This window comes from Acidocella sp. C78, assembly GCF_907164655.1.
The window spans coordinates 78,207-102,465 of record NZ_CAJQZK010000001.1 but is presented as its reverse complement, the minus strand read 5'-3'; the positions used below and the strand labels follow the sequence as shown (position 1 = coordinate 102,465).

Annotated in this window: 25 protein-coding genes and 1 pseudogene; 10 read left to right on the top strand and 16 right to left on the bottom strand. The window is 65.5% G+C overall.

Translation table 11 applies throughout. The annotated features are described in order from the left end of the window. Positions 1-39: 39 nt before the first annotated feature. Positions 40-1,974: a bifunctional diguanylate cyclase/phosphodiesterase gene (locus tag ACIDOCELLA78_RS97400; RefSeq protein WP_201727474.1), complete on the bottom strand. Its 1,935-nt coding sequence runs from the start codon at positions 1,972-1,974 to the stop codon at positions 40-42. A gap of 35 nt (positions 1,975-2,009) precedes the next feature. Beyond that, a complete protein-coding gene (locus ACIDOCELLA78_RS97395) occupies positions 2,010-2,399 on the bottom strand; it encodes a hypothetical protein (RefSeq protein ID WP_201727473.1) in 390 nt (129 codons plus the stop codon). Between the two features lie 117 nt (positions 2,400-2,516). Here ACIDOCELLA78_RS97395 and ACIDOCELLA78_RS97390 point away from each other — a divergent pair, with 117 nt between their 5' ends. Beyond that, a complete protein-coding gene (locus ACIDOCELLA78_RS97390; RefSeq protein ID WP_201727472.1) occupies positions 2,517-3,311 on the top strand; it encodes an N-acyl amino acid synthase FeeM domain-containing protein in 795 nt (264 codons plus the stop codon). A 147-nt stretch (positions 3,312-3,458) separates the two neighbouring features. On the opposite strand, the gene ACIDOCELLA78_RS97385 is transcribed toward ACIDOCELLA78_RS97390, so the two are convergent. Both ACIDOCELLA78_RS97385 and ACIDOCELLA78_RS97380 read right to left on the bottom strand, forming a co-directional pair. Beyond that, positions 3,459-4,316, bottom strand: a complete 858-nt coding sequence (locus ACIDOCELLA78_RS97385) for a glycosyltransferase (RefSeq protein ID WP_201727471.1) — start codon at positions 4,314-4,316, stop codon at positions 3,459-3,461. After that, entirely contained in the window at positions 4,313-4,972 is a 660-nt protein-coding gene (locus ACIDOCELLA78_RS97380) for a sugar transferase (protein ID WP_201727470.1), read from the bottom strand. Before ACIDOCELLA78_RS97380 ends, ACIDOCELLA78_RS97385 begins: the two co-directional genes overlap by 4 nt. Before the next feature lie 903 nt (positions 4,973-5,875). On the opposite strand from ACIDOCELLA78_RS97380, the pseudogene ACIDOCELLA78_RS97375 reads away from it, so the two are divergent. Together ACIDOCELLA78_RS97375 and ACIDOCELLA78_RS97370 are read left to right on the top strand one after the other, a co-directional pair. Beyond that, a pseudogene (locus ACIDOCELLA78_RS97375) lies at positions 5,876-6,054 on the top strand (transposase); the annotation flags it as partial. A gap of 15 nt (positions 6,055-6,069) precedes the next feature. Continuing rightward, on the top strand, positions 6,070-6,495 hold the full coding sequence (locus tag ACIDOCELLA78_RS97370) for an aldo/keto reductase (RefSeq protein ID WP_307850846.1): 426 nt from the start codon (positions 6,070-6,072) through the stop codon (positions 6,493-6,495). Positions 6,496-6,613: 118 nt separating this feature from the next. Here ACIDOCELLA78_RS97370 and ACIDOCELLA78_RS97365 read toward each other — a convergent pair whose 3' ends face one another. The 3 genes from ACIDOCELLA78_RS97365 to ACIDOCELLA78_RS97355 all read right to left on the bottom strand — a co-directional run bounded on the left by ACIDOCELLA78_RS97365 (position 6,614) and on the right by ACIDOCELLA78_RS97355 (position 8,002). Then, a complete protein-coding gene (locus tag ACIDOCELLA78_RS97365; RefSeq protein WP_201727469.1) occupies positions 6,614-7,279 on the bottom strand; it encodes a DJ-1/PfpI family protein in 666 nt (221 codons plus the stop codon). Between the two features lie 98 nt (positions 7,280-7,377). Then, a complete protein-coding gene (locus ACIDOCELLA78_RS97360; protein ID WP_249674872.1) occupies positions 7,378-7,479 on the bottom strand; it encodes an SDR family oxidoreductase in 102 nt (33 codons plus the stop codon). Between the two features lies 1 nt (position 7,480). After that, positions 7,481-8,002 carry a DUF2867 domain-containing protein gene (locus ACIDOCELLA78_RS97355; RefSeq protein ID WP_201727468.1) on the bottom strand — a complete coding sequence of 174 codons (522 nt, stop codon included), beginning with the start codon at positions 8,000-8,002 and terminating at the stop codon, positions 7,481-7,483. 219 nt (positions 8,003-8,221) lie between these two features. On the opposite strand from ACIDOCELLA78_RS97355, the gene arsH reads away from it, so the two are divergent. Further along, a complete protein-coding gene (gene arsH / locus ACIDOCELLA78_RS97350) occupies positions 8,222-8,953 on the top strand; it encodes an arsenical resistance protein ArsH (protein WP_201727467.1) in 732 nt (243 codons plus the stop codon). 76 nt (positions 8,954-9,029) lie between these two features. Here the strand turns inward: arsH and ACIDOCELLA78_RS97345 are convergent, their stop codons facing one another. Next, complete coding sequence (locus ACIDOCELLA78_RS97345; protein WP_201727466.1) at positions 9,030-9,620, bottom strand: hypothetical protein; 591 nt, start codon at positions 9,618-9,620, stop codon at positions 9,030-9,032. Between the two features lie 237 nt (positions 9,621-9,857). On the opposite strand from ACIDOCELLA78_RS97345, the gene ACIDOCELLA78_RS97340 reads away from it, so the two are divergent. From ACIDOCELLA78_RS97340 to ACIDOCELLA78_RS97315, 6 genes are all read left to right on the top strand, one after another. Further along, complete coding sequence (locus ACIDOCELLA78_RS97340; RefSeq protein ID WP_201727465.1) at positions 9,858-11,009, top strand: mechanosensitive ion channel family protein; 1,152 nt, start codon at positions 9,858-9,860, stop codon at positions 11,007-11,009. 292 nt (positions 11,010-11,301) lie between these two features. Further along, entirely contained in the window at positions 11,302-12,714 is a 1,413-nt protein-coding gene (locus tag ACIDOCELLA78_RS97335; protein WP_201727464.1) for an MFS transporter, read from the top strand. 10 nt (positions 12,715-12,724) lie between these two features. Continuing rightward, complete coding sequence (locus ACIDOCELLA78_RS97330; RefSeq protein WP_249674871.1) at positions 12,725-13,132, top strand: metallophosphoesterase; 408 nt, start codon at positions 12,725-12,727, stop codon at positions 13,130-13,132. Continuing rightward, complete coding sequence (locus ACIDOCELLA78_RS97325; RefSeq protein WP_249674868.1) at positions 13,099-14,448, top strand: radical SAM protein; 1,350 nt, start codon at positions 13,099-13,101, stop codon at positions 14,446-14,448. Before ACIDOCELLA78_RS97330 ends, ACIDOCELLA78_RS97325 begins: the two co-directional genes overlap by 34 nt. A 7-nt stretch (positions 14,449-14,455) precedes the next feature. Next, on the top strand, positions 14,456-16,573 hold the full coding sequence (locus tag ACIDOCELLA78_RS97320; RefSeq protein WP_201727463.1) for an FAD-dependent oxidoreductase: 2,118 nt from the start codon (positions 14,456-14,458) through the stop codon (positions 16,571-16,573). Then, the gene (locus ACIDOCELLA78_RS97315) at positions 16,558-17,241 is read left to right on the top strand and encodes a glycosyltransferase (RefSeq protein ID WP_249674865.1); all 684 of its coding nucleotides are present in this window, start codon (positions 16,558-16,560) and stop codon (positions 17,239-17,241) included. The genes ACIDOCELLA78_RS97320 and ACIDOCELLA78_RS97315 overlap by 16 nt, the downstream gene beginning before the upstream one ends. A 15-nt stretch (positions 17,242-17,256) precedes the next feature. Here ACIDOCELLA78_RS97315 and ACIDOCELLA78_RS97310 read toward each other — a convergent pair whose 3' ends face one another. From ACIDOCELLA78_RS97310 to ACIDOCELLA78_RS97275, 8 genes are all read right to left on the bottom strand, one after another. After that, positions 17,257-18,189: a 3-hydroxyacyl-CoA dehydrogenase gene (locus tag ACIDOCELLA78_RS97310; RefSeq protein ID WP_201727462.1), complete on the bottom strand. Its 933-nt coding sequence runs from the start codon at positions 18,187-18,189 to the stop codon at positions 17,257-17,259. Between the two features lie 99 nt (positions 18,190-18,288). After that, on the bottom strand, positions 18,289-19,233 hold the full coding sequence (locus ACIDOCELLA78_RS97305) for a 3-keto-5-aminohexanoate cleavage protein (protein WP_201727461.1): 945 nt from the start codon (positions 19,231-19,233) through the stop codon (positions 18,289-18,291). A 281-nt stretch (positions 19,234-19,514) separates the two neighbouring features. Further along, positions 19,515-20,732 carry a YbfB/YjiJ family MFS transporter gene (locus tag ACIDOCELLA78_RS97300; RefSeq protein WP_201727460.1) on the bottom strand — a complete coding sequence of 406 codons (1,218 nt, stop codon included), beginning with the start codon at positions 20,730-20,732 and terminating at the stop codon, positions 19,515-19,517. 193 nt (positions 20,733-20,925) lie between these two features. Beyond that, positions 20,926-21,219 (bottom strand): hypothetical protein, encoded by a 294-nt coding sequence (locus ACIDOCELLA78_RS97295; RefSeq protein WP_374223204.1) that lies wholly within the window; start codon positions 21,217-21,219, stop codon positions 20,926-20,928. After that, the gene (locus ACIDOCELLA78_RS97290) at positions 21,174-21,635 is read right to left on the bottom strand and encodes an ATP-binding cassette domain-containing protein (RefSeq protein ID WP_374223203.1); all 462 of its coding nucleotides are present in this window, start codon (positions 21,633-21,635) and stop codon (positions 21,174-21,176) included. The genes ACIDOCELLA78_RS97295 and ACIDOCELLA78_RS97290 overlap by 46 nt, the downstream gene beginning before the upstream one ends. Beyond that, the gene (locus ACIDOCELLA78_RS97285) at positions 21,632-22,396 is read right to left on the bottom strand and encodes an ABC transporter ATP-binding protein (RefSeq protein WP_201727459.1); all 765 of its coding nucleotides are present in this window, start codon (positions 22,394-22,396) and stop codon (positions 21,632-21,634) included. Before ACIDOCELLA78_RS97285 ends, ACIDOCELLA78_RS97290 begins: the two co-directional genes overlap by 4 nt. Continuing rightward, entirely contained in the window at positions 22,393-23,379 is a 987-nt protein-coding gene (locus ACIDOCELLA78_RS97280; RefSeq protein WP_201727458.1) for a branched-chain amino acid ABC transporter permease, read from the bottom strand. Before ACIDOCELLA78_RS97280 ends, ACIDOCELLA78_RS97285 begins: the two co-directional genes overlap by 4 nt. Beyond that, positions 23,376-24,233, bottom strand: a complete 858-nt coding sequence (locus tag ACIDOCELLA78_RS97275; RefSeq protein ID WP_249674863.1) for a branched-chain amino acid ABC transporter permease — start codon at positions 24,231-24,233, stop codon at positions 23,376-23,378. Before ACIDOCELLA78_RS97275 ends, ACIDOCELLA78_RS97280 begins: the two co-directional genes overlap by 4 nt. Between the last annotated feature and the right edge of the window lie 26 nt (positions 24,234-24,259).

Sequence of the window (24,259 nt, the reverse complement as noted above, 5' to 3'; positions counted from 1 at the left end):
ATGGCGGGAACTTGGGGCTCAGACCACAGGGGTTATCTCTCAACCAACGGATGTGCCGGCTACACCATAGTTTTGTAGCAAGTGGACGTTGCTGATTGGTCGGGAAAACCAGTAGCCTTGGCCGAATGGACACCCAAGGCTGCGAAGCAAACCAGCCTGATTCTCGGTTTCGATACCTTCGGCAATCATGTCTATGCCGATGCGCTGCCCCATACTAATAACCGTCTCAAGAATCACGCGGCCATTGGTATGCAGAAATACGTCTTCCAGCAAGGCCTGGGCAATCTTGATACGATCGAACCTATACTCGTGTATCGGCCGGAACGAGGAATAGCCTGTTCCAAAATCATCGAGTATGATGTTGCAGCCTAGAGCGCGGATCCGGTCGAGCAAGTCAAGACTATGACCGCTGATGTCGAGCAAACATGTTTCGGTGATTTCAAAAGCGATGCGGCCTGGGCCTAGTCCATTCTGCGCCATAACTTCGGCGATCTTGTCGGGCAGCGTTTCATCCCGCAATTGCCGCGGCGAAAGATTGATCGTGACTTGAAGGCCTGGTGTCAATTGAGCCGCGGTTTGGCAGGCCATGTCGATGACGTATTTGCCAATCATCCCGATGAGACCGCTATCCTCCGCGATCGAGATGAACTCGCCAGGGCTGATGATACCTCGTGCCGGATGGCGCCATCGGACAAGTGCCTCCATAGCCACTGGCGCGCCCGTGCTCAAATCCACAATGGGTTGGTAGTCGAGAAAGAGCTGGTTTCGTATCGCAGTATTTTTGAGATCGGCATGAATGGCGATCCGTCGCGTAATGGCGTCCTGAGTATCAGAATTGAAGAAATTGAACCGGCCGCGACCCTCGACCTTGGCCTGGTAGAGTGCAAGATCCGCGCAGTGGTGAATGCCTTCCGGCGTTCGCGCGTCGTTCGGCAGCATGGCAATTCCGACTGATACGCCGACGGTCATCGTCAGACTCCTGATCCGAAAGGGCTGGCCAAGATGCTCGACGATCCGCGCTGCAATCGAAGCCACCTCCGGCCGTTGCACGCCGGGTACGATGATGGCGAATTCATCGCCGCCAAGGCGAAACACCATGTCCCGCCCCCGCACACACCCACAAAGGCGTTCCGCGGCCGCGCGGAGAAGGTTGTCGCCCACCGCGTGACCGAAACTATCATTCACCGTCTTGAAGTAGTCGAGATCGACGCACAAAAGGGCCGCCGGCGCCTGTTCAGCGTCGTTGATCGCCTGCGCAAGGGCAACTGCGAACATATCCCGGTTGAACAAGGTCGTAAGGGGATCATGGCGGGCGAGATAGGTAACTCGTTCCCGGGAGCGATGCAGGTCTGTTATGTCACGTCCGACGCCGCGATAACAGGCAAGCTCACCAGTTTCCCTGAAAATTGGCTTGGCAGAAAGATCCCACCAGCGCAATTCTCCATCGAAAGGAATTGAGACGATCACGTCACGGAAGGGGAGATGTGATTCGAGTTGCTCCATCAGTTTGTCGATCGCTTCGTCCTTATGCCGGAAAATCGATCCATCACCATCGAGCAGAAGAGTGCGGAGATTGATCCGCATCGCCGACGCGCTACGTCGGGCGACCTCACAGAACCGTTCCGAGGGGTTTACAATCGCCAGACTGCCGTCAAGCTCGAACAACCAGTCGCTTGCGCCCTGCTGAAAATCGCGAAGAAGGATTTCTGTTTCCTCTTTCAGCCTGGCGATCCGGATGGCGCCGACTTCCCGCTCGACCAGCTTCCGGCTAAGTTCGATGATAAGGATAAACGAGACGACATCGTATGCAGCGATCCCCACGAGTGTTGCAACGCTTGTGTGGGATCCTGGTAGCAACAGTGCTATCATTGAACCCGTCACTAACGGGGTCCAAAACAACAATGAAAATGTAACTGGCCCCGCAAACACTGCCGTCGAAATCAACCCGATCAAGATGGCATAGATTTGAGCCATTTGCACAGAGTTGCTGTGCGGTAGCGTAGAGATTATTACCCCCCCCAACCAAAACCGATCAAAAATTGCAGGGCTCCGTAGATTCTAAAAAAAATTTTCAGAAGCTCAGCTTTGCGGCGGCTTCTTATCCAAAATTGACCAAGAAAAATCAGTGCGCCGTAACAAATAGAAAGTAAAAATACAAAAGGTATAAGTATTCTATCTACTAGGCCACCTAAAAAACTGTAAGTAAAAGCAACTAGGGTAATTTCGCCAATAGCTGCCATTTTTATACTGAGACGAGCGCGGGTGTCAATTTGAGAGATTTGGACGGAGGTTACAAAAGACTCCGGGATGAGTTTTGAAAAGAAAATTTTATTTCGAAATAATTGTCTGAAATTATAGAACATTCGAAAATGTCCAAAAATGCGGCGCCAACGTCCCATCTAAATCGACCCAAAGATGTGGGTTGTAATGTTTTTTATACTAAAAATTGAAAAAATTATATCATATAATGTTGATAGGTTTTGATGAACCCTGCCCTTAGATTCAGGAGATCCAAAATGGATGCCTACATTTGTTCCAATAGTGAACTGCGACGTCGTAAAACCATACTCGCCATTCCAGAAACCCAAGATACGACCGCGCGTATCGTAACAACTCCAGAATTTCTGGAGCAAGCTGCCAAAATACGCTATGATGGATATTTGTCTTATGGGTATATTGAAGCTCATAGCGATGAACTTTTTCTTGATGACTACGATGCTGCGTCGAACAGTCGGACTGTCATCATATACCGAGAACACAAGCCAGCGGCCACAATTCGTGTCACTTTGCTTGATCTTGAAGGACGCTCGGCCAGCGCGAGCAAAATTCCTTCCATGGATATTTTCGGTGCAGAGATTTTATCACTTGGCCGAGCAGAAATGCGTATCGGTCGCTCTGGCCGCGTAATTGAAATTAACCGCTTTGCAAGCGCGCCCGCTTTTGCAAATGATCGATCACTTATCATTGCTGCCTTCCGTATGGTTGCTTATTTGAGACTCTATTTCGATGCTGACCTAATGATAAATGCAGTACGAACCCAACATATGCCGATGTATAGGCGGCTAGGTTTCAAGAAAATCGAAGATCCTAGGCAATATCCCAATTTGAAGTTCTCCACTGGTCTTATGGCCATGTTCCCTGATGAATACGAAACAGCACTGCAGAAAATTGGATTTCCTGATGGGGTATCTGTTTCCGATCCAGTTTATACCAGATTGATAGCAGGTGAGTTGGTGTCGGTTTTTTCGTCTTCTTGGTCCCATCAGCGGCCAACTAGAAAGACGGAGGTTACCTTAACCATCGGCGGATAGGTCGTCCATTACGGGGTGGAACTCATTCCACCCTATTATGGTTAAGAAATTATTAAACTAAGGATAGCAAATTTGAATTAATTATGCAACCCATAATAGAATTAATGTGATGGAAGCCAAGCACTTCCTAGCGAAGCCAAGCACGTCCTAGCTCAGATCCGGCGCAGGCACGCGAACCAGAGGGTAGAGGGCAGCCCGCATCCGATGGCCAAGCATCCGGAATACGATCATCGCCGTCACGAGGAAGGCAAACTGCGGCAAAGACAGGAAACCGGCGCGGTAGCAGAACAGGCGAAACCTCAACTCACTACGGACATAGCCAAAACCACCAAGGCGGGTATACGCAGCTTTGTTCTTCCGTACATCGAGAAGGGCCTTGGGCAAGGCATGGAAGCGGGCGCCGGCAAGAACGAGGCGAACATAGAGGTCATAATCCTCCATCCTGCTATATTCGGCACGGTAGCCGTCCACCTCGAGAAGGCGCGATCTGCGAACCACCGTAGCCGGGTGCACCAGAACATTGCGCCATCGCAAAACGGCAGCAATGTTGTCGTGATCGACCGGTGAAGACTTAAGAAAACGTCGCCCGGAAATCTCATCGAACTCGCTGCACCACGCCGACAAAACGTCCGTTTCGGGATGCACCTCAAGATAGCGACGCTGAAGGGCAACCCGGTCTGGCCGGCAGACATTGCCGCTATCCATCCGCATCACCCACTCGCCGGAACAATGCGGAATGCCTGAATTCAGCGCCCCGACACGCCCGACATTACGATCGAGCCGGATGACTCGGACATCCGAAATCCTTCCGTCGCCCACGAAATCGTGCAGCACGCGGTCCTGCTCATCATCAATCGGGCCGTCCACGACGATGACGAGTTGTTCAGGAGGCTCAGTCTGGGCAAACAAGCTCGTGAGCGAATCGCGCAGAGACGATGCACTGTCGGCGGCACCGATCGTCATCAACACCGAAATACCCGCGCCACGGGAAGGAAGCGCTGTCACTGTCCGCTCCCCTCGACCACGGCACCGAATGTCTTTGCCAGGATAACGATGTCGCGAACGAAAGAGCGGCTGCGGACATAGGCAACATCGAGGCTGACGCGCGCCTCGTATGTCAGCGCATTGCGGCCCATGACCTGCCAGGGGCCGGTCAGCCCAGGTCTCACCGAAAGACAGGTTTCGGCAGCGTCCCGATAGTGGGCGTTGATTTCCGCCTGGGTCACCGGCCGCGGACCGACAAGACTCATCTCGCCGCGGAGCACATTCCAGAGCTGCGGCAGTTCATCGAGGCTCAGCGCGCGGAGCACACGGCCAATCCCAGTAATCCGCGGATCGTGCATGAGTTTGTGAGCGCCCTGCCACTCGTGTTTCGCCTCCGGGTGCAGTTCGAGATATTCGGCGAGGCAGTGGTCGGCGCCCATCATCATCGTTCTGAACTTGAAGCAGGGGAACGGAACGCCGTTCCGCCCCACGCGCCAATGAGCGAAAAAAACCGGCCCGCCATCCAGCGCGACCAGACAGGCGATGATTGCGAATATCGGCGAGGCCAACAAAAGGAGAATTGTAGCCGCCACAATGTCAGACACACGTTTGAAGCGGTCGCCCGGAGCAATTTGAACACGGTGGCGCAGGGTAGGCAGAGCCTGATAGCTCAGCATATGCGTGATCTCCCTCAACCTTCAAAAAATACCGAGAGTGCCGCCGGTAACGAGCCGGCGAATGATGCTGCCGCTGGACAACCGCCTCCCGTACCTGCCGCCCTGACCCCACCCCCGGCATTGCAAGGGTATGGAAACAGGTTGGCCAGGCATGAAAATATCAACCGCGTGCGCGGCACCCTTCCGTCGGCGCGATGCGACATCGAACGCGAGTCAACTTTCATCATCTCTCCATCACCCCAGCTCGACCCAACGTCCCCAGCCTGAAGACGTGCCAACTTTCGCCGACCGCCCGCCACAGCCATTAAATTTTCTGCAATAATTATGCCTAAATAACATTGAAGCGCTGGCGATAATGATATTCTGCATATTTTCAATTATTTACGCCTACTTTGTAGCAGAATTAGACAACGCTAAAAAATATATATTTTATTAAAATACATGTTTCTGTTACGTATCGGGTAACGTTTAATCAAATTTTTCATGTTTTTCAAGACGTGCGGGTCGTAAATATGAAATGTTTTTAATTTGAGACGATCGGGCAACGGGGGGGGGTATCTGCGCGCGTTCGGGCGAGGAAGCCCGTGACAACACGCGCAATCACCCAGAGCGATCAAATCGTCGAATTGGACCAATCGGGAATTCGCGAACCTTCCGACTCGCGGGTAGGATCATATCCTTGGTGGTGGTGTAGGAGGCTGCTGATCAGCCTGCCGCCGTGACCGTTGAGAGACTGAAGTCGGTGGGGGATTGGCGGCCATCGCGGGGATTTTTGGTAGTGTCCTGGGTCGAGGTGGACTTTTGGGGCCCCGTAACGGTGTAGTTTGAGGTGGCCATCGGATCAGTCGGATCAGTCGGCTATGGTGGAGTGGCGAGACTTCAACCTGAAGCCTGGAGAACCCGATAACCGAAGATAGATTACCACTAGCTGAGCTACTGGCCAAAGCCGGGAACGGCGATTTTCTGCGCAGCGTCGCGGAGGCGGTGGTTCAACTGCTGATGGAGACGGATGTGGATGGGCTGATCGGCGCCAGCCGCTACGAGCGCACCGGCAGCGCGCGACCTATCGCAACGGCTACCGGGTCCACTTCACTTGGCTGCCCGCGCTCTCACCGGCGGAACTTGCCGCTGCGGTCCACGACAATCTCCGCAACCTCGGCCTCGACGTTCTCGAACTCGTCAATTTCCGGAGCATGCATGGCATTCACGGACCCGAAGAGGGCTCGATCGAGGAGCCGCTCACCATCCTCGCGGAACTTTGGCAGAAGGGGCTGATCCGGCATATCGGGCTGAGCAGCGTGACGCCGGCGCAGGTGGCGCAGGGGCGCGCAATCACGGAGATCGCGTGCGTCCAGAACCACTACAACCTGGCGCATCGCGGGGATGACGCGCTGATCGACGAACTTGCCCGCGAGGGAATCGCCTATGTGCCGTTCTTCCCGCTGGGCGGATTCTCGCCGTTGCAGTCGCGGGAGCTGTCCAGGGTTGCCGAAGGTCTCGGGGCCTCGCCGATGCAGGTCTGAACGAAAATCTCGCCGCGGCCCGGCTGGAGCTGGCCGACGCGGACCTGGCCGCGCTGGACGGGATCGCGGGCGCGGACGCGCCGTAAGACAGGAGGGCGCTCAGCAGGGCTTTGCCCGGTCAGCCGGGGGCGATCAGCGCCTCGCGTTGCCGCCGTGATGCAATCAACCGCTGCCGAGCCGCGGCAAGGATCTCCGGCCTTGCCGTGGCGGGCTCGCCCGCGCTGAAGGGCGGCGCCGGCGCATATTCCATGGAGAGCTGAATTGTCTCCGCCTCATCCTGGCCCAATAGTTCGGCAATCACGGCGAGCCCGAAGTCGATACCCGAGGTCACGCCGCCTGCGGTGATAAGCCTGCCATCGCGCACCACCCGTGCCGCTACTGGCGTCGCTCCGAACCGCTGGAGCAGATCGAGCGCATTCCAATGCGTGGTGGCACGGCGACCCGTCAACAATCCGGCTTGCCCAAGCAGAAGCGCCCCGGTGCAGACTGACGTGACATACTGCGCCGTGATCGCCTGATCGCGAAGAAAGCCGAGCACCTCCGGATCGCTCAACAGAGCGTTGACGCCGCTGCCTCCCGGCACACAGATCAGATCGTAGCGAGGTGCTTCGGCCAGACGACGGTCCGGCACGAGCCAGAGACCCGTGGAAGCCCGCAGCGGGGTGACATCCTTCCAGACAAGCTCGACCTCCACGCCTTGCGCTGACGCGAAGACCTCATAGGGTCCGGTCAGATCGAGTTGCTGAACGCCCGGAAAGCAAAGAATGCCGAATTGCAGGGTCATGATCGTCTCCTTCATTGAACCGAAGATCGTGGCGACGAACGATGCGGCTTTGTCGCCAACGCGCCTTCGGGCATCCTGTTTGCCGTCGAGGCTAGGCCTCACATCTGCGAGACGCCACCGTCAACGACCAGTTCCGCGCCGACGACGTAGCCGGACCCGTCGCTGGCCAGATAGACCGCAGTCGCGGCGGCCCGTGGCATATTATCGCCAACCGCGCCCGGCGGCGGCGGCGAGGTTGGCGCGGATTACCTGACGATGAAAGGGAGCGATCGCAAACAGATAGGCTCTGCCAACGAGATTATGGCAGTGCACCACGGTCGTTGCGATGAGCTCTGCGCCATCGGTATCACGCCTTGGCCGCAGCAGTAGCGAGGCGCGGAAGTCGAGGTGCCGGTCATCCTCTCCCAGTATGACCTCGTCGCGCGACATGGATATGACCCTGAAGAAATCGATGTGCGCCGCGCCGTCTGCAGCGGCCTCCTCGCGCAGCTGACGCGAGGATTTGACGCCAAACGGGCGGACAAGCTGGTCGCGGACCGACAGGAGGGCCCGGAACCATGGCCCCGGATGGCCGAGCGCGCTGCGGGCGAGAGCCTCGATGCCCAGCGCTGCATCTTCCTTCATCAGGTTTATGGCGAAGGCATCTGCAAGATCAGCATCGGGCAACCACCCGGCGATGGTGCTCTCGCGCGGAAAAGGGACCTGCCTGACGATGTTGCTCATGGTGCCGCGCTTCTTTACCGCCAGCCTGGCGGCTCGTCACGAGATCCGCGGAGGAAGCGGTGTATCGGGGTGCATGGGGGGCTATCCATGAGCGTGTCGTCTGTCTTGTTTGATATCGTATTTCGATCAAAATAATACGCTCGATCGGATCAATCGATTGCGGCTCCCTCCGCCATCGGGTTCGGTCGGATATCGGGATGGGAATTGGCGGGGCGCGCGATGCAGCAGGATGAGCGGTTCAGGGATGGCGGCGTGGATGGGTTTCCAGCGCTCGATCGGGCGAGTCTGGCGCTGCCCGATTCGGCGCGGCTGGAGCCCGCTTCGCGGGCGACGCACCGGCCGCGGGTGTTGCTGCTGTATGGCTCGCTGCGCGAGCGTTCCTATTCGCGGTTTCTCACCGAGGAGGCGGCGCGGCTGCTCGGGCTGATGGGGGCGGAGGCGCGGATTTTCGACCCGCGGGAGCTGCCGGTGGCGCACAGCGTTTCGCCCGACCATCCGAAGGTGCGGGAGCTGCGCGAGCTGTCGCTATGGTCGGAGGCGCAGGTCTGGTGCAGCCCGGAGATGCATGGCGCGATCACCGGGGTGATGAAGAACCAGATCGACTGGATACCGCTCGAGATCGGCGCGGTGCGGCCGACCCAGGGGCGGGCTCTGGCGGTGATGCAGGTGTCCGGCGGGTCGCAGAGTTTCAACGCGGTGAACACGCTGCGCCTGCTCGGGCGGTGGATGCGGATGTTCACCATCCCCAACCAGTCGAGTGTCGCCAAGGCCTATGAGCAGTTCGACGCGGCCGGGCGGATGCTGCCCTCGGCCTATTACGACCGGTTGGTGGATGTGATGGAGGAGCTGGTCCGCTTCACCTGGCTGCTGCGCGACCGGGCGGAATATCTGGTGGACCGCTACAGCGAGCGGCGGGCGAAGCCGTCGGCGGAGACGACCGCGAAACTCTGAGCGGCGGCCCGCGCATCCGGCCCCAGCGCCGGCTGCTCCGCGACCCGGTGGGTGCGGAGCGGGACGGCGCCGCTTCTCAGGCGGGCGCGGGCGGCGGATGGACCAGGGGACGCGGCGCCCCGTGCGCGCCGGATGGCGCGGGACCGTCCGCAAGCGGCGGCGCTTGCGGGGCGGGATGCGGTGCTTGCGGCACCGCGCGCGGCCGGATGGCAGACAAGGCGGCCGGCGCCAGATATGCCGGCAGGCGAATGCCCAGCGTATTGCAGAGCGGGCGCAGCAGCCGGCCGAAGCGCGGATCGGCGCAGATCAGCGCGCGGGCTTCGGGATCGTCGAGCAGGGCGCGGAGCTGGCTGGCGCTGCAACGGGATTCGGGCACCGGGGCGAGCAGCCAGCCGCGGCGGCGCGGCAGGGCGGGCGGGCGGGCGCGCTCGGGCGGCGCCGATGGGCGGCTGGCGCGGGGACGCGGCGGCGGCGCGCCGGCGGCGAGGGCTGCGAAGCGGCGCGCGAGGCGGCGCAGATGGGTCCAGAACCGGACGGCGAAGCTCGGGTCGGTGGGGCTGGCGGGACTGACGGGGTCGAACACAAGGAACGCCTCCTTCACCGCCCGCGCGGCGACGGCGCGGCACAGCCCCTCGATGATGGCGGCGAAGCGGCGGGCGATCGTCATGAACGGAACAAGAACATAAACAAGGGGGGTGGGCAAGGCGAAAGCGGTTTCGCGCCCGCCGGGTTTACAGCGCCGCCCCCGGCCCCTACCTCTGCCCTACCCGCGCCGCCCCGGCGGCCGCCCGATCCCGCGTGAGCGCCGGCCGCTGGCCGCGCCTCGCGCCCCTGGTCCGCGCTGCGCGCGGACGCCGCCCCGGCGCGCTTCCGGCCGGGCGCACCAGCGGAGGAGCAAGACCACATGCAAAAGGTTGTCGCAGGAACGGCGTCGTTCTGGATGGCCCATCTCTCGACCATCATCGGCGTCGCGGTCGCGCTGCTGCTGGGCATCGGCGGCAGCGCGGCGGCGCGCGCGGCGCTGGGGGTTCTGGCGCGCTGGTCGGACCGGCACGGGCACCGGATGCGCGCGGCGATCTTCGTTCGTCTCGGGTTGCCGGTGGTGGTCGCGATCTGGGCGCTGGCGCTGTATTTCGCGGCGCTCGCGGTGGCGACGCCGCTGCGCCTGGTCGGGCTGCTCGGCGTGCTGCCGGTGATTCTGAAGGTGGTGATGCTGCTCGCGATCGCCTGGGCGGCGCTGCGCGTGATCGCGGTGGGCGAGCGCGCCTATCCGGCGCATGTCGCGGCGAAACGCGGCGAGACGCCGGACCCGATGCTGATCGACGCGATCGGCAAGATCACGCGGATTCTCGTGGTCGCGGTGATCGGGATGATGGTGTTGCGAGTGCTGAATTTCTCGATCGCCAGCCTGCTCGCCTTTGGCGGGGTGGCCGGCATCGCGGTCGGCTTCGCCGCCCAGGGCGTGACCGCCAACCTGTTCGGCGCGCTGGTGGTCTATCTCGACCGGCCGTTCAAGGTGGGCGAGTGGATCGTGCTGCCGGCGCAGAACGTGTATGGCACGGTCGAGCATATCGGCTGGCGGACCACCACGCTGCGCGGCTTCGACACCAGGCCGTACTACGTGCCGAACCAGATTTTCAATTCATCGGTGGTGCAGACGCCGCCGCGGATGCAGGCGCGGCAGATCAGCACCACGATCGCGATCCGCTACGCCGATTTCGACCGGCTGGAGGCGATCACCGAGGCGTGCCGCCAGCATGTCGACAACCACCCGGACATCGACCAGTCGCTCGGCGCGATGGTGTATTTCGACCAGTACGGAACCCATGCGTTGCAGATCATGGTGTGGTGCTTCACCCGCACCGTGGTGTGGGCGGAGTCGCTCGCGATCCAGGAGCGGCTGCTGATCGAGCTGGGGCGGATCGTGCAGCGTCACGGGGCGGAACTCGCCCTGCCGGTTTCGGAGGTGCGGCTGGCCGGCCCGATGCCGCAGGCCGCGCCGATAGCGCAGGCCGGGGCGATGGCGATGGCCGCCGGCGGCGCGCGGCCGGGATAGAGCATCATCCGATCAGATGGACTCATCTGATCGGATAAAGATGCTCTGAATATCAATATCATAGAGCACTACATCCGATCCGGATGGATCGGAAAGTGCTCTAGAGCATCATCCGATCAGATGGACTCATCTGATCGGGTGATGCTCCGAGACGGCGGCGGGCGGGGCGGAAAAAAAACGGCGGATCGGAGGTGTAACCATCCTGAAGCGGGCAACGTAAGGTGTATGCCGGCTCGTTGGCCGGACGGCGTCGCGACGCCGGACTGACGCCCCGCACAGGAGAGACACGCCGATGAGTTCGACCGGACCCGGACACGACGCCGCCGATACTGGCGCCGCGAACCGCCTGCTGGAGACGCTTTCGACGGTTCGCTGGAACCGGTTTCACACGATGGCGGTGCTGCTGTTCGGCCTGGGCTGGGCGCTGGATGCGTTCGAGGTGACGCTGATCGGCAATGTGCTGGGGGCGCTGCGGCAGCATTTCGGGCTCGGCAGCAACGCGATGTCGGTCATTCTGGCGGCGTGGTTCGTCGGGCTGATGATCGGGGCGGCGGGGTTTGGCGCGCTGTCCGACCGGTTCGGGCGGCGGCGGGTGTTTCTGGCCAGCCTCGTTCTGTATGGCGTGGCGACGCTGGCGACGGCGTTCGCGCCGAACCTGCTTGCGCTGCTGGCGCTGCGGCTGCTGGGCGGCATTGGCGTCGGCGCGGAATATTCGGCGATCAACGCGGCGATCGCCGAGCTGGTGCCGAGCCGCTCGCGCGGGCGGGCGGCGGCGATCGTGCTGAATTTCTGGCCGCTGGGCAGTTTCATCGCGGCGCTGCTGGCCTGGCTGGTGCTCTCGGCGCTGCCGCCGGATCTGGGCTGGCGGGTGGTGTTCGGGCTTGGCGGGGTCATCGCGCTGTCCGCCGCCTGGTTTCGCCGGCATCTGCCGGAGAGCCCGCGCTGGCTGATCGATGCCGGACGGGCGGAGGATGCGCGCGCCATCATCGCCGGGATCGAGGCGGGGCTGACCTCGTTGCCGCCGCCGGCCTCGGTGCCGATCGCGCACCGGATTCGCCGCGAGGCGGGGCAGTTCGGGCGGCTGGCGCGGCAATATCCGGGCCGGCTGCTGCTCGGCGCGGCGCTCGATTTCGCCGAGGCAGCGGGATATTACGGGCTGTTCGCCTTCCTGCCGATCGTTGTTCTCCCGGCGCTGCATCTGCCGGCGGACCGGCTGCCGCTGTTCTATCTCGCCGGCAGCGTGGGAGCCGCCGTGGGCGGGCTGGCCGCGGCGGCGCTGCTCGACCGGGTCGGGCGGAGCTGGACGGTGGGCGGGTTCTATCTCGCCACCGCGCTCGGTCTCGTGCTGTTCGCCCTCGTGACCGGGCTTGGCGCGGGCTGGATCATGCTCGGCTTCGCGCTGGTGAACCTGCTGGCGACGGGAAGCTGGATCGCCGCCTATCCGACCTTCTCGGAACTGTTCCCGACCGCGCTGCGGGCGACGGGGATTGGCGCCTCGGTCGCGGTGGGGCGGGTGGGCGCGGCGCTCTCGCCGTTCCTGGTCGGCTATGTCGGCGCGCGCTCGATGCCGGCGGCGCTGATCATGCTCGCCGCGTTCTGGGCGCTGGGGGCCATCGCCATCCTGGTCTGGCGGCTGCGCGGCGGGATCGAGGCGCGGGGGCTCGCCCTTGAGCAGCTCAGCGCCGCACCCGCGCGCGGCGTGTAGGGTGCGGCCGATGCTCGACATGACCACAGGCGAGGCGTCGATCCCGGTGATCGCCGCGGAGGGACCGGTGCTGGTGTTTGGCGGCTGCTACAGCAACCTGCAGGCGACGCGGGCATTGCTGGACGCGGCGCGGGCGCACGGGATTCCGCCCGAGCGGATGATCTGCACCGGCGACGTGGTGGCGTATGGCGCCGATCCGCAGGCCTGCGCCGACCTGATCCGCGGCCACGGGATCGCGACGGTGATGGGCAATTGCGAGGAGCAGCTCGGCGCGGGGCGGCCGATTGCGGCTGCGGCTTTACCGAAGGCTCGTCTTGCGACCGGCTGGCCGCCGCCTGGTTCGCCCATGCCGATGCGCGGATCGACGATGCGACGCGGCGCTGGATGGCCGCCCTGCCCCGGCGGATCGACCTCGTGATCGGCGGGCGGCGGATCGCGGTGGTGCATGGCGCGCCGAGCCGGATCAACCGTTTCCTGTTCGCCTCCGACCCTGACCTGGTGCTGGCCGGGGAGATCGGCATCACCGGGTGCGACGGGGTGATCGCCGGGCATTGCGGCATCGGCTTCACCCGGCGGATCGGGGAGCTGGTGTGGCACAATGCGGGGGCGATCGGCATGCCGGCGAATGACGGCACGCCGCGCTGCTGGTATTCGATCGTCACCCCCACTGATGCCGGGCTGGAGATCGGGCTGCACGCGCTCGACTATGATTACCGCGCGGCGGCGGCTTCGATGCGGCGGGCCGGGCTGCCGGAGGAGTATGCCGACACGCTGGAGAGCGGGATCTGGCCCAATCTCGACATTCTGCCGCATGCCGAGCGGGCGGCGACGGCGACGCGGCTGGAGCAGAGACCGGCGGCGGATGCGCGCGTGGCGCTGGAGGCGCTGGAGACGCTGTGGTTCAACACCGGCACGCTCTGCAACCTCGCCTGCGAGGGCTGCTATATCGAAAGCTCGCCGCGCAACGACCGGCTCGGCTGGCTGCGGCTGGAGGGCTTGCGCCGGGTGCTGGACGAGGCGGCGGACCGCCATCCCGAGCTGCGGGAGATCGGGTTGACCGGCGGCGAGCCGTTCATGAACCCGGAGATCGAGGCGCTGATCGGGCTCGCGCTCGACCGGGGCTATCGGGTGCTGGTGCTGACGAATGCGATGACGCCGATGCGCCACCACATGGCGGCGATCGCCGGGTGGCGGGGGCGGGATTTGCATCTGCGCGTCTCGCTCGATCATCATACCGAGGCGGGCCACGCGGCGCTGCGCGGGCCGCGCGCCTGGGGGCCGGCGCTGGAGGGGATCGGCGCGCTGTTCGCGTCCGGGTTCCAGCCCTCGATCGCGGCACGGTTCGACCCGGCGGTGGAGGACGAGGCGGCGACGCGGGCGGGGTTCGCCCGGCTGTTCGCGGCACAGGGCTGGGAGATTGACGCGTTCGACCCCGAGCATCTGGTGCTGTTCCCGGAGATGGACGTGCCGGCGGCGGCGGCGGGGGTGAGCGCCGCCGCCTGGGCGGCGCTGCGGCCGCGCGGGGCGGATGCGATGTGCCGCACCTCGCGCATGGTGGTGCAGCGCAGGGGCGAGGCGGCGCTCTCGATCGTCGCCTGCACGCTGCTGCCCTATGAGGCGCGGTTCGATCTCGGCGGCACGCTGGAGGAAGCCTCCCGGGCGGTGACGCTCGACCATCCGCATTGCGCGCGGTTCTGCGTATTCGGCGCATCCTCCTGCATGAGTGCGAGGTAAGACAGACATGAGCACGACGACGATCGGGCGCGCCAAGCGGCGCGGCAACGCGCGGGCGCTGGGTTTCGCGGCGCTCGCGCTGGGGCTGGTCGCCCTGGTGGTGGCGTTGGAGCGGCAGGGGGTTTCCATCGCCAGGCTGGAGGGCGATCTCGCCGGGCTGCGCGAGGCGGTGGCGGCGCATCCGCTCGCCGGGTTTGTTTTCTATTTCGGGCTTTACGTGGCGGCGACTTCGCTCTCGGTGCCGGGGGCGGCGGTGCTGACGCTCGGCGCCGGCGCGCTGTTCGGCGTGGCCGAGGGCGCGGTGCTGGTCTCGTTCGCCTCGTCGATCGGCGCGAGCCTCGCCTTTCTCGCCGCCCGCTTCCTGCTGCGGGATTTCGCCCTCGTCCGCTTTCCCGCGCTGTTCGAGCGGATCGAGCGCGGGATCGCCCGCGACGGGGCGTTCTATCTGGTCTCGCTCAGGCTGGCGCCGGTGGTGCCGTTCTTCGCCGTCAACCTGCTGGCGGGGCTGACCAGCCTGCGGCTGCGCGGCTTCTACCTCGCGAGCCAGATCGGCATGCTGCCGGCGACGCTGATCTATGTGAATGCCGGGGCCTCGCTCGCCACACTTGGCGGGCATGGGCCGATCCTCACCCCGCGCCTCGTGATCGGCCTGCTGTTGCTGGCCGCCCTGCCGCCCGTGGCGCCGCGGCTGCGCGACGCGCTGGCCGCCCGCAGGCTCTATGCGCGGTTTGCCCGGCCGAAGCGGTTCGACCGCAACCTCGTGGTGATCGGCGCCGGCGCGGGCGGGCTCGTCGCGTCCTATGTCGCGGCTGCGGTGAAGGCGAAGGTGACGCTGGTCGAGGCCGGCGAGATGGGCGGGGACTGCCTCAATTCCGGCTGCGTGCCGTCGAAGGCGTTGCTCCACGCCGCGCGCGCGGGGAAGGATTTCCACGCCGCCATCGCCGATGTCCGCGCCGCCATCGCGGGGATCGCGCCGCATGATTCGGTGGCACGCTACGAGGGGCTCGGCGTCGAGGTCCGGCGCGGGCGGGCGGTGATCGAATCGCCCTGGTGCGTCGCGGTTGAGGGCGAACGGATCACCACGCGGGCCATCGTGATCGCCGCCGGGGCGGAACCGTTCGTGCCGCCCATTCCCGGGCTTGCCGAGGCGCCCTACGCCACCTCGGAAACCCTGTGGGATATCGGGGACCTGCCGCGGCGGCTCGTCATTCTCGGCGGCGGGCCGATCGGCTGCGAGATGGCGCAGGCCTTCGCCCGGCTCGGCAGCGCGGTGACGCTGGTGGAGATGGCCGAGCGGCTGCTGGTGCGCGAGGATGACGAGGTGTCGGCGGCGATGGCGGCGGCGCTCGCGCGCGATGGCGTCGCCATCCGCACCGGCCACAAGGCCGAGGCGGTGACGCGTACGGAGGCGGGCTTCGCGCTTGTCGCGACCAGCGGGGCGCAAACCGCCGAACTGCCGTTCGACCGGCTGCTGGTCGCCATCGGCCGGCGGCCGCGGGTGAGCGGTTACGGGCTGGAGGCGCTCGGCATTCCGCTGACCCCGGCGAAGACGATCGAGACCGATGACGGGCTGCGCACGCTCTATCCCAACATCTTCGCCTGCGGCGATGTCGCCGGGCCCTACCAGTTCACCCATATGGCCGGGCATCAGGGCGGGTATGCCGCGCTGGGCGCGCTGTTCGCCCCGTTCTGGCGGTTCCGCCCGCGCTACAAGGCGGTGCCGGCGGTGACCTATACGAGCCCGGAGATCGCCCGGGTCGGGCTGAACGCGCGCGAGGCGGCGGCGCGGGGCATCGAAGCCGAGATCACCCGCTACGATTTCGCCGAACTCGACCGCGCCATCGCCGAGGCGGATACCGAAGGCTTCGTCACCGTGCTGACGCGGCGGGGCAGCGACCGCATCCTCGGCGCCACCATCGTCGGCACCCAGGCCGGCGAGCTGCTCACCGGCTTCACCCTCGCCATGCAGCACGGGCTCGGGCTGAAGGCGCTGATGGGCACGATTTTCCCCTATCCCACGCGGTCCGAGGCGATCCGCGCCGTCGCCGGGCAGTGGCGGCAGGCGCACGCCTCGGCGCGCGGGCTCGCGATCCTCGAACGGTTCCACCGGTGGCGGCGCGGCTGAGCGTCGTCATCCCGGCGCTCGACGAGGCGGACAATCTCGCCCGCCTGCTGCCGGAGCTGCTCGGGGCGGCGCACCTGGTCGAGCGGGTCATCGTCAGCGACGGCGGCAGCCGCGACGGCTCGGCGGCGCTGGCGCGGCGGCTCGGCGCGCTTGTGATCGAGGGGGCGTCGGGGCGCGGCGCGCAGCTGGGCCGCGGCGTTGCGGCCGCCGGGCCGGGCTGGCTCTGGCTGCTGCACGCCGACACGATCCTGCAACCGGACTGGGCGGCGGCGCTGGCCGCGTGCCTCGGCACCGCCGATCCGGGCCGCGCCTATTACGCGAGGCTGCGCTTCGCCTCGCCCCGGCGGCGGGCGCGATGCGCCGAGGCGATGGTCCGCGCCCGCTGCGCGCTGTTCGCCCTGCCCTATGGCGACCAGTCGCTGCTGGTGCGGGGCGCGCTGCTGGAGGCCGTGGGCGGGGTGCCGGCGCTGGCGCTGATGGAGGATGTGGCGCTGGCGCGGCGCCTCGGCCGGCGGCGGCTCGCGGCGATGAAGCTCGTCGTGACCACCGACGCCGCCGCCTATGAGCGGGATGGCTGGCTGCGCCGCAGCGCCGGCAATCTCTGGCGCCTCGCCCGCTTCCTCGCCGGCGGCGACGCCGGCCGGATGGCGGGGGGCTACAGGCGGTAGGGCGCGCGGCGCGGATCACGCCTTGCCGGATTCGTCCTTCTTGTGGGCCATCAGCGCCATCAGCCTGCGGTCGCGCCAGGCCGAGCGCGCGGCGAGTTCGGAGTCCGGCAGGGCGGCGCGGCGCTGGCGCTCGACCTCGGCGATCAGCCCGTCATCCCAGCCCAGCTCGACGCCGCGCGCGCCGGCGATGGTTTCGTACATGCCGCGGAAGCGGCGCGCGTAATCGGCGACGCCGCCGGGGGCGTTGAGGTCGATCGTCTCGAACGGGCCCATGAAGCTCCAGCGCAGGCCGAGGCCGGCGGAGACCGTGCGGTCGAGATCGGCGACAGAGATGATTCCCTCGGCCACCAGGCGGAAGGCCTCGGCGAGCAGCAGGCCTTGCAGGCGGTTGAGGGCGAACCCCTCGATCTCGCGGGTGAGCGCCACCGGCTCCTGGCCGACCTGTTCCATCAGGGCGCGGACGCGGGGCACGACATCCGGCCCGGTCCAGGGGGCGGGCACCAGCTCGACCACCGGGATGAGATAGGGCGGATTGACCGGATGGGCGATGAGGCAGCGCGCGCGGCAGGCGACATGCTCGGTGAAGGCGGAGGCGGGAATGCCGGAGGAAGAGCTGCCGACCAGGGTTTCCGGGCCCAGCACCGCATCCAGCGCGGAGAAGATGAGCCGCTTCTGCTCGACGGTTTCGAAGACGCTTTCCTGCACATAGGACGCGCCGGCGACCGCCTCCGCCAGGGTGGCGGCGAGGCTGATTCGGGGGAGGATTTCGGCGGCGCTTGCGACCAGCCCGGCGGCCTCGAGATCGCGCAGGCGCGCCTCGATCAGGGTGGCGGCGCGGGCGGCGCCGCCCGCCGCCGCATCGAATACCGCGACATCGTGCCCGGCGCGGGCGAACACGATGGCCCAGGCCGAGCCGACCAGCCCGGCGCCGACGACAGCAATCTTCATGCAACTCTCCATCATGGCTTAGAGCATCATCCGATCGGATAAAAATGCTCGGTTTATCAACATGCCAGGGTTTGTGACGGGACTGGCGGGCGGCGCGGCTCAGAAGCCGACGCGGTCCGCCCCCTTGAGCGACAGGATCTCCCGCGCCTCGTCCGGTGTGGCGATGCCAAGGCCGAGGCCCTCGACGATCTGGCGGACCTTGCGGACCTGCTGGGCGTTGGAGTCGGCGAGCCGACCGGGGCCGATCCAGAGCGAATCCTCCAGCCCGACGCGGACATTGGCGCCCATCGCGGCGGCCTGGGCGGCGATGGGCAGCTGGTTGCGGCCGGCGCCGAGGACGGACCAGCGATACTGGTCGCCGAACAGCCGGTCGGCGGTGCGCTTCATGTGCATCACGTCTTCCGGGTGCGGGCCGATGCCGCCGAGAATGCCGAAGACGGTCTGGATGAACAGTGGCGGCTTCACCAGGCCGCGGCCGAGGAAATGGGCGAGATTGTAGAGATGGCTGGTGTCGTAGCACTCGAACTCGAAGCGGGTGCCTGAGTCGCCCAGGGTGCGCAGGACGTATTCGATGTCGCGGAAGGTGTTGCGGAAGACGAGGTCGCGCGAGTTTTCAAGCGTTTCGGCCTCCCACGGATGGCGGAACTCCTTGAAGCGGTCGAGCATCGGGAAGAGGCCGAAATTCATCGAGCCCATGTTCAGCGAGGCGACCTCGGGGCGGAAGCTGGCGGCGGGGCGGACCCGCTCCTCGACCGTCATGTAGGGCGCGCCGCCGGTGGTGAGGTTGATGACGGCGCCGGTGCGCTGCTTCACCCGCGGCAGGAAGCGGGCGAAGGCCTCGGGCGACTGGTCTGGCCGGCCATCCCGCGGATCGCGGGCGTGGAGGTGGAGGATGGCGGCACCGGCCTCGGCGGCGGCGACGGCGGAATCGGCGATCTCCTCCGGGGTGATCGGCAGATGCGGCGACATGCTCGGCGTGTGGATCGCGCCGGTGACGGCGCAGGTGATGATGACCTTGCGTGGTGTTCCGCGCGATTCGCTCATTCCCTCGTTTCCCCCTGGAGCGCTTTCCGATCCATCCGGATCGGATATCGGGCTCAATGTTATTGATAATTGAAGCGCTTTCCGATCGACCCGGATCGGATGCAGCGCTCTGTGGCATTGATGGCCAGAGCACCTCTACCCGATCGGATGACGCCAGCCGATCGAACGACGCCCTGGTTTCGGCGTGCCCCGTTGCGGGGCTGTTTCATGGCCGCAAGGAGGCCATGCGCGCGGCGGTTTGGCAAGAGTGCCGGCGCGCGCGGGCGGCATTCCGGGCATTTTCAGATCGCGGCGCCGGCTGCCGCCCGGGTGCGCTGGCGCGGGAGCAGCAGCAGGCAGGCCATGCCGGTGACCATGACGGCGGCGGCCATCCACAGCGCGCCGTCGTAACTGCCGGTGAGGGCCGCGATGTAGCCGGAGACGGCGGGGGCGACGATCTGGGCGGCGCCGAAGCTGATCGTCATCCGCGCCATCGCCTTCGAGGGGTTGCGCGGGTAGAGCCGGCCGATAATGGTCAGCGTCATGCTGGTGACGCCGTTGAACGCGCAGCCGTAGAGGGCGGCGCCGAACAGCGACAAAGCGAGGCCGCGCGTGGTGGCGCCGATCGCGATGCTGAGGGTGAGCAGGGCGAAGGCGGCGAGCAGGGCCCGGATGTCGCCGGTGCGGCGGGCCACGCGGTCCCAGAGCGGGGCGGTCGGGATCGCGCCGAGGCCGACCGCGACCCAGACCAGGTTCCCCATCCCGCGCAGCGCCGGCAGATGCGCCACCAGGGCGACGATGAAGGTGGCGCTGACGACATAGCCGACGCCGGCGCAGAAATAGGCGGCGACGAACAGCGCCATCCAGCGGGCGACGGGCGGCGTGTCCGCCAGGGCGGCGGGGCCGGCGGCATCGGCCGGCGGGGGCATCGGCATCCAGACCCAGGCGGGGATGAGGAAGACGATGCCGAACAGGCCGGAGGCGATCCACTCGCCGGCCCAGTCGAGCCGGCCGGCCATCGCCATCGGCAGCAGGCCGGAGACGACGATGCCGAGGCCGAGGCCGCCGAAGGGGACGCCGAGTTCGAGCCGCCTGCCGTGATGGCGCAGCCAGGCGAGCATCAGCCCGGTGCCGAGCAGCAGCGCGCCCACCGCCGTCATGCCGGCGAGGAAGCGCAGCACCGCCCAGACGACGAGGCTGGTGGTCAGGCCCATCGCCGCCGTGGTGAGGACGGCGAGGACCAGCAAGGCGCGGTAGAACAGGAAGCGGGTGCGCAGGTTGCCGATCGCGGCGATCAGGAGCGTGCCGGTCATGTAGCCGGCGTAATTGACGGTGGCGAGCCAGCCGCCGCCGGTGACGGAGAGATGCGCCTGGTCCTGCATCACCGGCAGCAGCGGCGTGTAGAGGAAGCGGGCGAGGCCGACGGTGAGGACCATGCTGGCGATGCCGGCCGCCATGACCTTCGCGGCCTCGCGGTCGGTCGCGGTTATGGCGGCGGGAGACTCGGCGATGGATGACATGGCAGGCCTCATGACTGACCTGCCATGCTTAACGGAATGGCGCGGCGCCGCCAATCGTTCCGGCGCCGGCCGGCGTGGCTGACGCTGTGCGAGAGCGTCAGCCGGCGTGGCTGGTGCCGAACAAGGGCGTCAGCCGGCGTGGCTGGTGCCGAACAAGGGCGTCAGCCGGCGTGGCTGACGCTGAGCAAGAGCGTCAGCCGGCGTGGCTGACGCCGGCAAGGTGCTCCATCCGCTCGGTGTCGGCGCCGAGTTCGGCGGCGGAGCCGTCATAGACGACCTCGCCATCGGACAGGACATAGGCGCGGTCGGCGAGCTGGAGGGCGAGATGGGCGTTCTGCTCGACCAGAAGGATCGACATCCCCTCCCCCTTCATCCGCCCGATCGTGCGCATGACTTCCTGGACGATGACCGGGGCGAGGCCCTGGGAGGGTTCATCGAGGATCAGGAATTTCGGGTTGAGCAGCAGCGCGCGGGCGATGGCGAGCATTTCCTGCTCGCCGCCCGAGAGCCGGCCGCCCTTGCTGGTCTTGCGTTCCTCAAGCCGCGGAAACAGCTTGTAGATCGTCTCGATGGTCCAGGGCCCCTTGGTTTCGGGGGAACGAGCAGGTTTTCATGCACCGTCATGTGGCCGAAGATCTTGCGGCCTTCGGGGACATATCCGACGCCGGCATTGGCGATGCGATGGGAGGCCGCCTTGGTGACATCCTTGCCGAAGAGCTTGATGTTGCCGCCGCGGGGCGGGGTCAGGCCCATGACGCTGCGCATCGTGGTGGTCTTGCCGGCGCCGTTGCGGCCGAGCAGGGCGATCAGCTCGCCCTGGTTCACCTTGAGCGAGACGCCGTGCAGGATGTGGCTCTTGCCGTAATAGGTTTGCAGGCCGTCGGCTTCGAGAACGGCACTCATGCGGCGGTCTCCTCGATGGCGGTTCCAAGATAGGCGCTCTGGACGCGGGGATTGGCGGAGATTTCCGCCGCCGTGCCCTCGGCGAGGAAGGTGCCGTTGTCGAGCACGGTGATGCGGTCGGCGATGCCGAACACGATCGCCATGTCGTGCTCGACGAACAGCATGGTGATGCCCTGGTCCTTGTTGAGGCGGCGGATCAGGTCGGTCATGTGGTGGGTTTCCTCATCGCCCATGCCGGCGGTCGGCTCGTCGAGCAGGAGGAGGCGCGGATGGCGCGACAGGGCGATGCCGATTTCGACCACGCGCTGGTCGCCATGCGACATCTCGCCGACGATGCGGTCCGCCTTGTCGGCGATGCGGGTGACGTGGAGCAGTTCGTCGACCTTTTCATCGACCTTCGCGCGCGTCGCCCGCGAGATCCAGGGGCGGAGCTGCAGCCCCATCGCCGTTTCCACCGCGACGCGGACATTCTCGTAGACCGAGAGCGAGAGGAAGACCTGGGTGATCTGGAAGGTGCGGATGATGCCGCGGCGGACCAGATCGTTCGGGCTGACCGCGGTGATCGGCTGGCCGTCGAAGAGGATCTGCCCCTCGGTGGGCGGGAAGAAGCCGCTGATCAGGTTGAACAGCGTGGTCTTGCCGGCGCCGTTCGGGCCGATGACGGCGCGCAGTTCGCCCGGCTCGACGGCGAGCGAGATGTCCTTGAGGGCCTGGAGCGCGCCGAAGCGGCGGCCGACATGTTCGAGTTTCAGAAGGCTCACGACCGCCCCCTCCCCTTGATGAAGCCGAGCAGACCCTGCGGGAAGAACAGCACCGACAGGACGAAGATCAGGCCGATATAGCTCATCCAGTTCTGGGTGACGCTGGAGAGATAGTCCTGCGCCGCGATGTAGATGACGGCGCCGAGGAACGGCCCCCAGAAGCTGCGCATGCCGCCGAGCACGCAGATGACCACGAAGGAGCCGGAGAGCTGCCATTGCAGGTCATCCGGCGAGGCGAAGGCGGTCAGCATCGCGTTCAGGCTGCCGGCGAGGGCGGTGATGAAGGCCGAGATCGCGAAGGCGACCCAGATCTGCTTGTCCACCGCGACGCCGAGGAAGCGCAGGCGGGTGGTGTTCTCGCGCGTCGCGACGAAGGCGTGGCCCATCGGCGAGCGGAGGATCTGCCAGACGACCAGCATGACCGCGGCGAACAGGGCCAGCACCACGTAATAGAACCGGGCCGGGCCGAGCTTGATCGATTCGCCGGCGAGATGCAGCGGCACGCGGGAGAAGCCGGTCAGCCCGTCCTCGCCGCCGGTCACGGTGTTCCAGCGCACCGCGAGGAAGTAGAACATCTGGCCGAAGGCGATGGTGATCATCGAGAAGTAGATGCCCTTGCGCTTCATCACCATCGGGCCGACCAGGATGCCGCCGATGCCGCCGAGCAGCGTGCCGGCGATGAGGGCGAGCGGCATCGAGGGAATCACGTGGATGATGAACAGGCCGGTGCCGTAGGCGCCGAGGCCGAAATAGGCGGCGTGGCCGAAGGACAGGCCGCCGGTGTAGCCGAGCAGCAGGTTCAGCCCGGTCGCGGCCATCGCGTAGATCAGCACGCGGGAGGCGAGATCGGTGAAGCCGCCGATCGCGGGCAGCCAGATCGGCACGAAGAGCAGGGCGAGCCAGATGATGGCCGCGGAAATCTCGCGGCCGCCGATCGAGGGGGCAGGCCGCGAGGACGGCCGGGTTTCAAGTGCAGAACTCATTCGAAGAGACCTTCCTGCCCGAGCAGGCCACGGGGACGGATGACCAGGACCACCGCCATGATGACGTAGATGACGACTTCCTGCGCGACCGGAAAGAAGGCCGCGGTGAGACCGGAGGCGATGCCGATGATGAGACCGCCGAGCACGCTGCCCATAAGGCTGCCGACGCCGCCGACGATGATGGCGACGAAGGCCGGCATGATCAGCGAATCACCGATGGTCGGCGACAGGCCGAGCTGGCCGGCGGCGAGGATGCCGGCGACACCGGCAAGGAAGATGCCGATCCCGAAATTCGCGGCGCGGAGGAAGAAGATGTTCACGCCGAGCGAGGAGATGGTTTCCAGATCGGCGTTGCCGGCGCGGATGCGGATGCCGATGCGGCTGTAGCGCAGCACCGCGAACAGCGCGCCCGTCACCAGCACGGTGATGGCGATGACGACGAGGCGGAAGCCGGTGAGGAAGAACATCGACGAGCTGAGCGGCGAGTTGAGGTAGTTCGGCAGCGCGAAGGGCTGGCCGATCGAGCCCCAGATCGTGCGGATCACGTCCTGCATGATCATCGCCAGCCCGAAGGTGAGCAGCAGCGAGAACAGCGGGTCGCGCCCGTAGAGCGGGCGGATCAGGAAGCGCTCGACCGCCAGGCCGACGACGACCGCCAGCAGCGGCGCGACGACCAGGCCGCCCCAGAAGCCGATATAGGGTTCGAGGGTGAAGGCGAGATAGCCGCCAAGCGCCATGAAAGTGCCATGGGCGAAGTTGATGACGCCGTTCAGGCCCAGAATCAGCGACAGACCAAGCGCCATCAGCGCGTAGAAGATGCCGACAACCAAGCCGTTGAAGGCACTGTATAGCAACAGAGATTCCACGGTTTCACTTCACA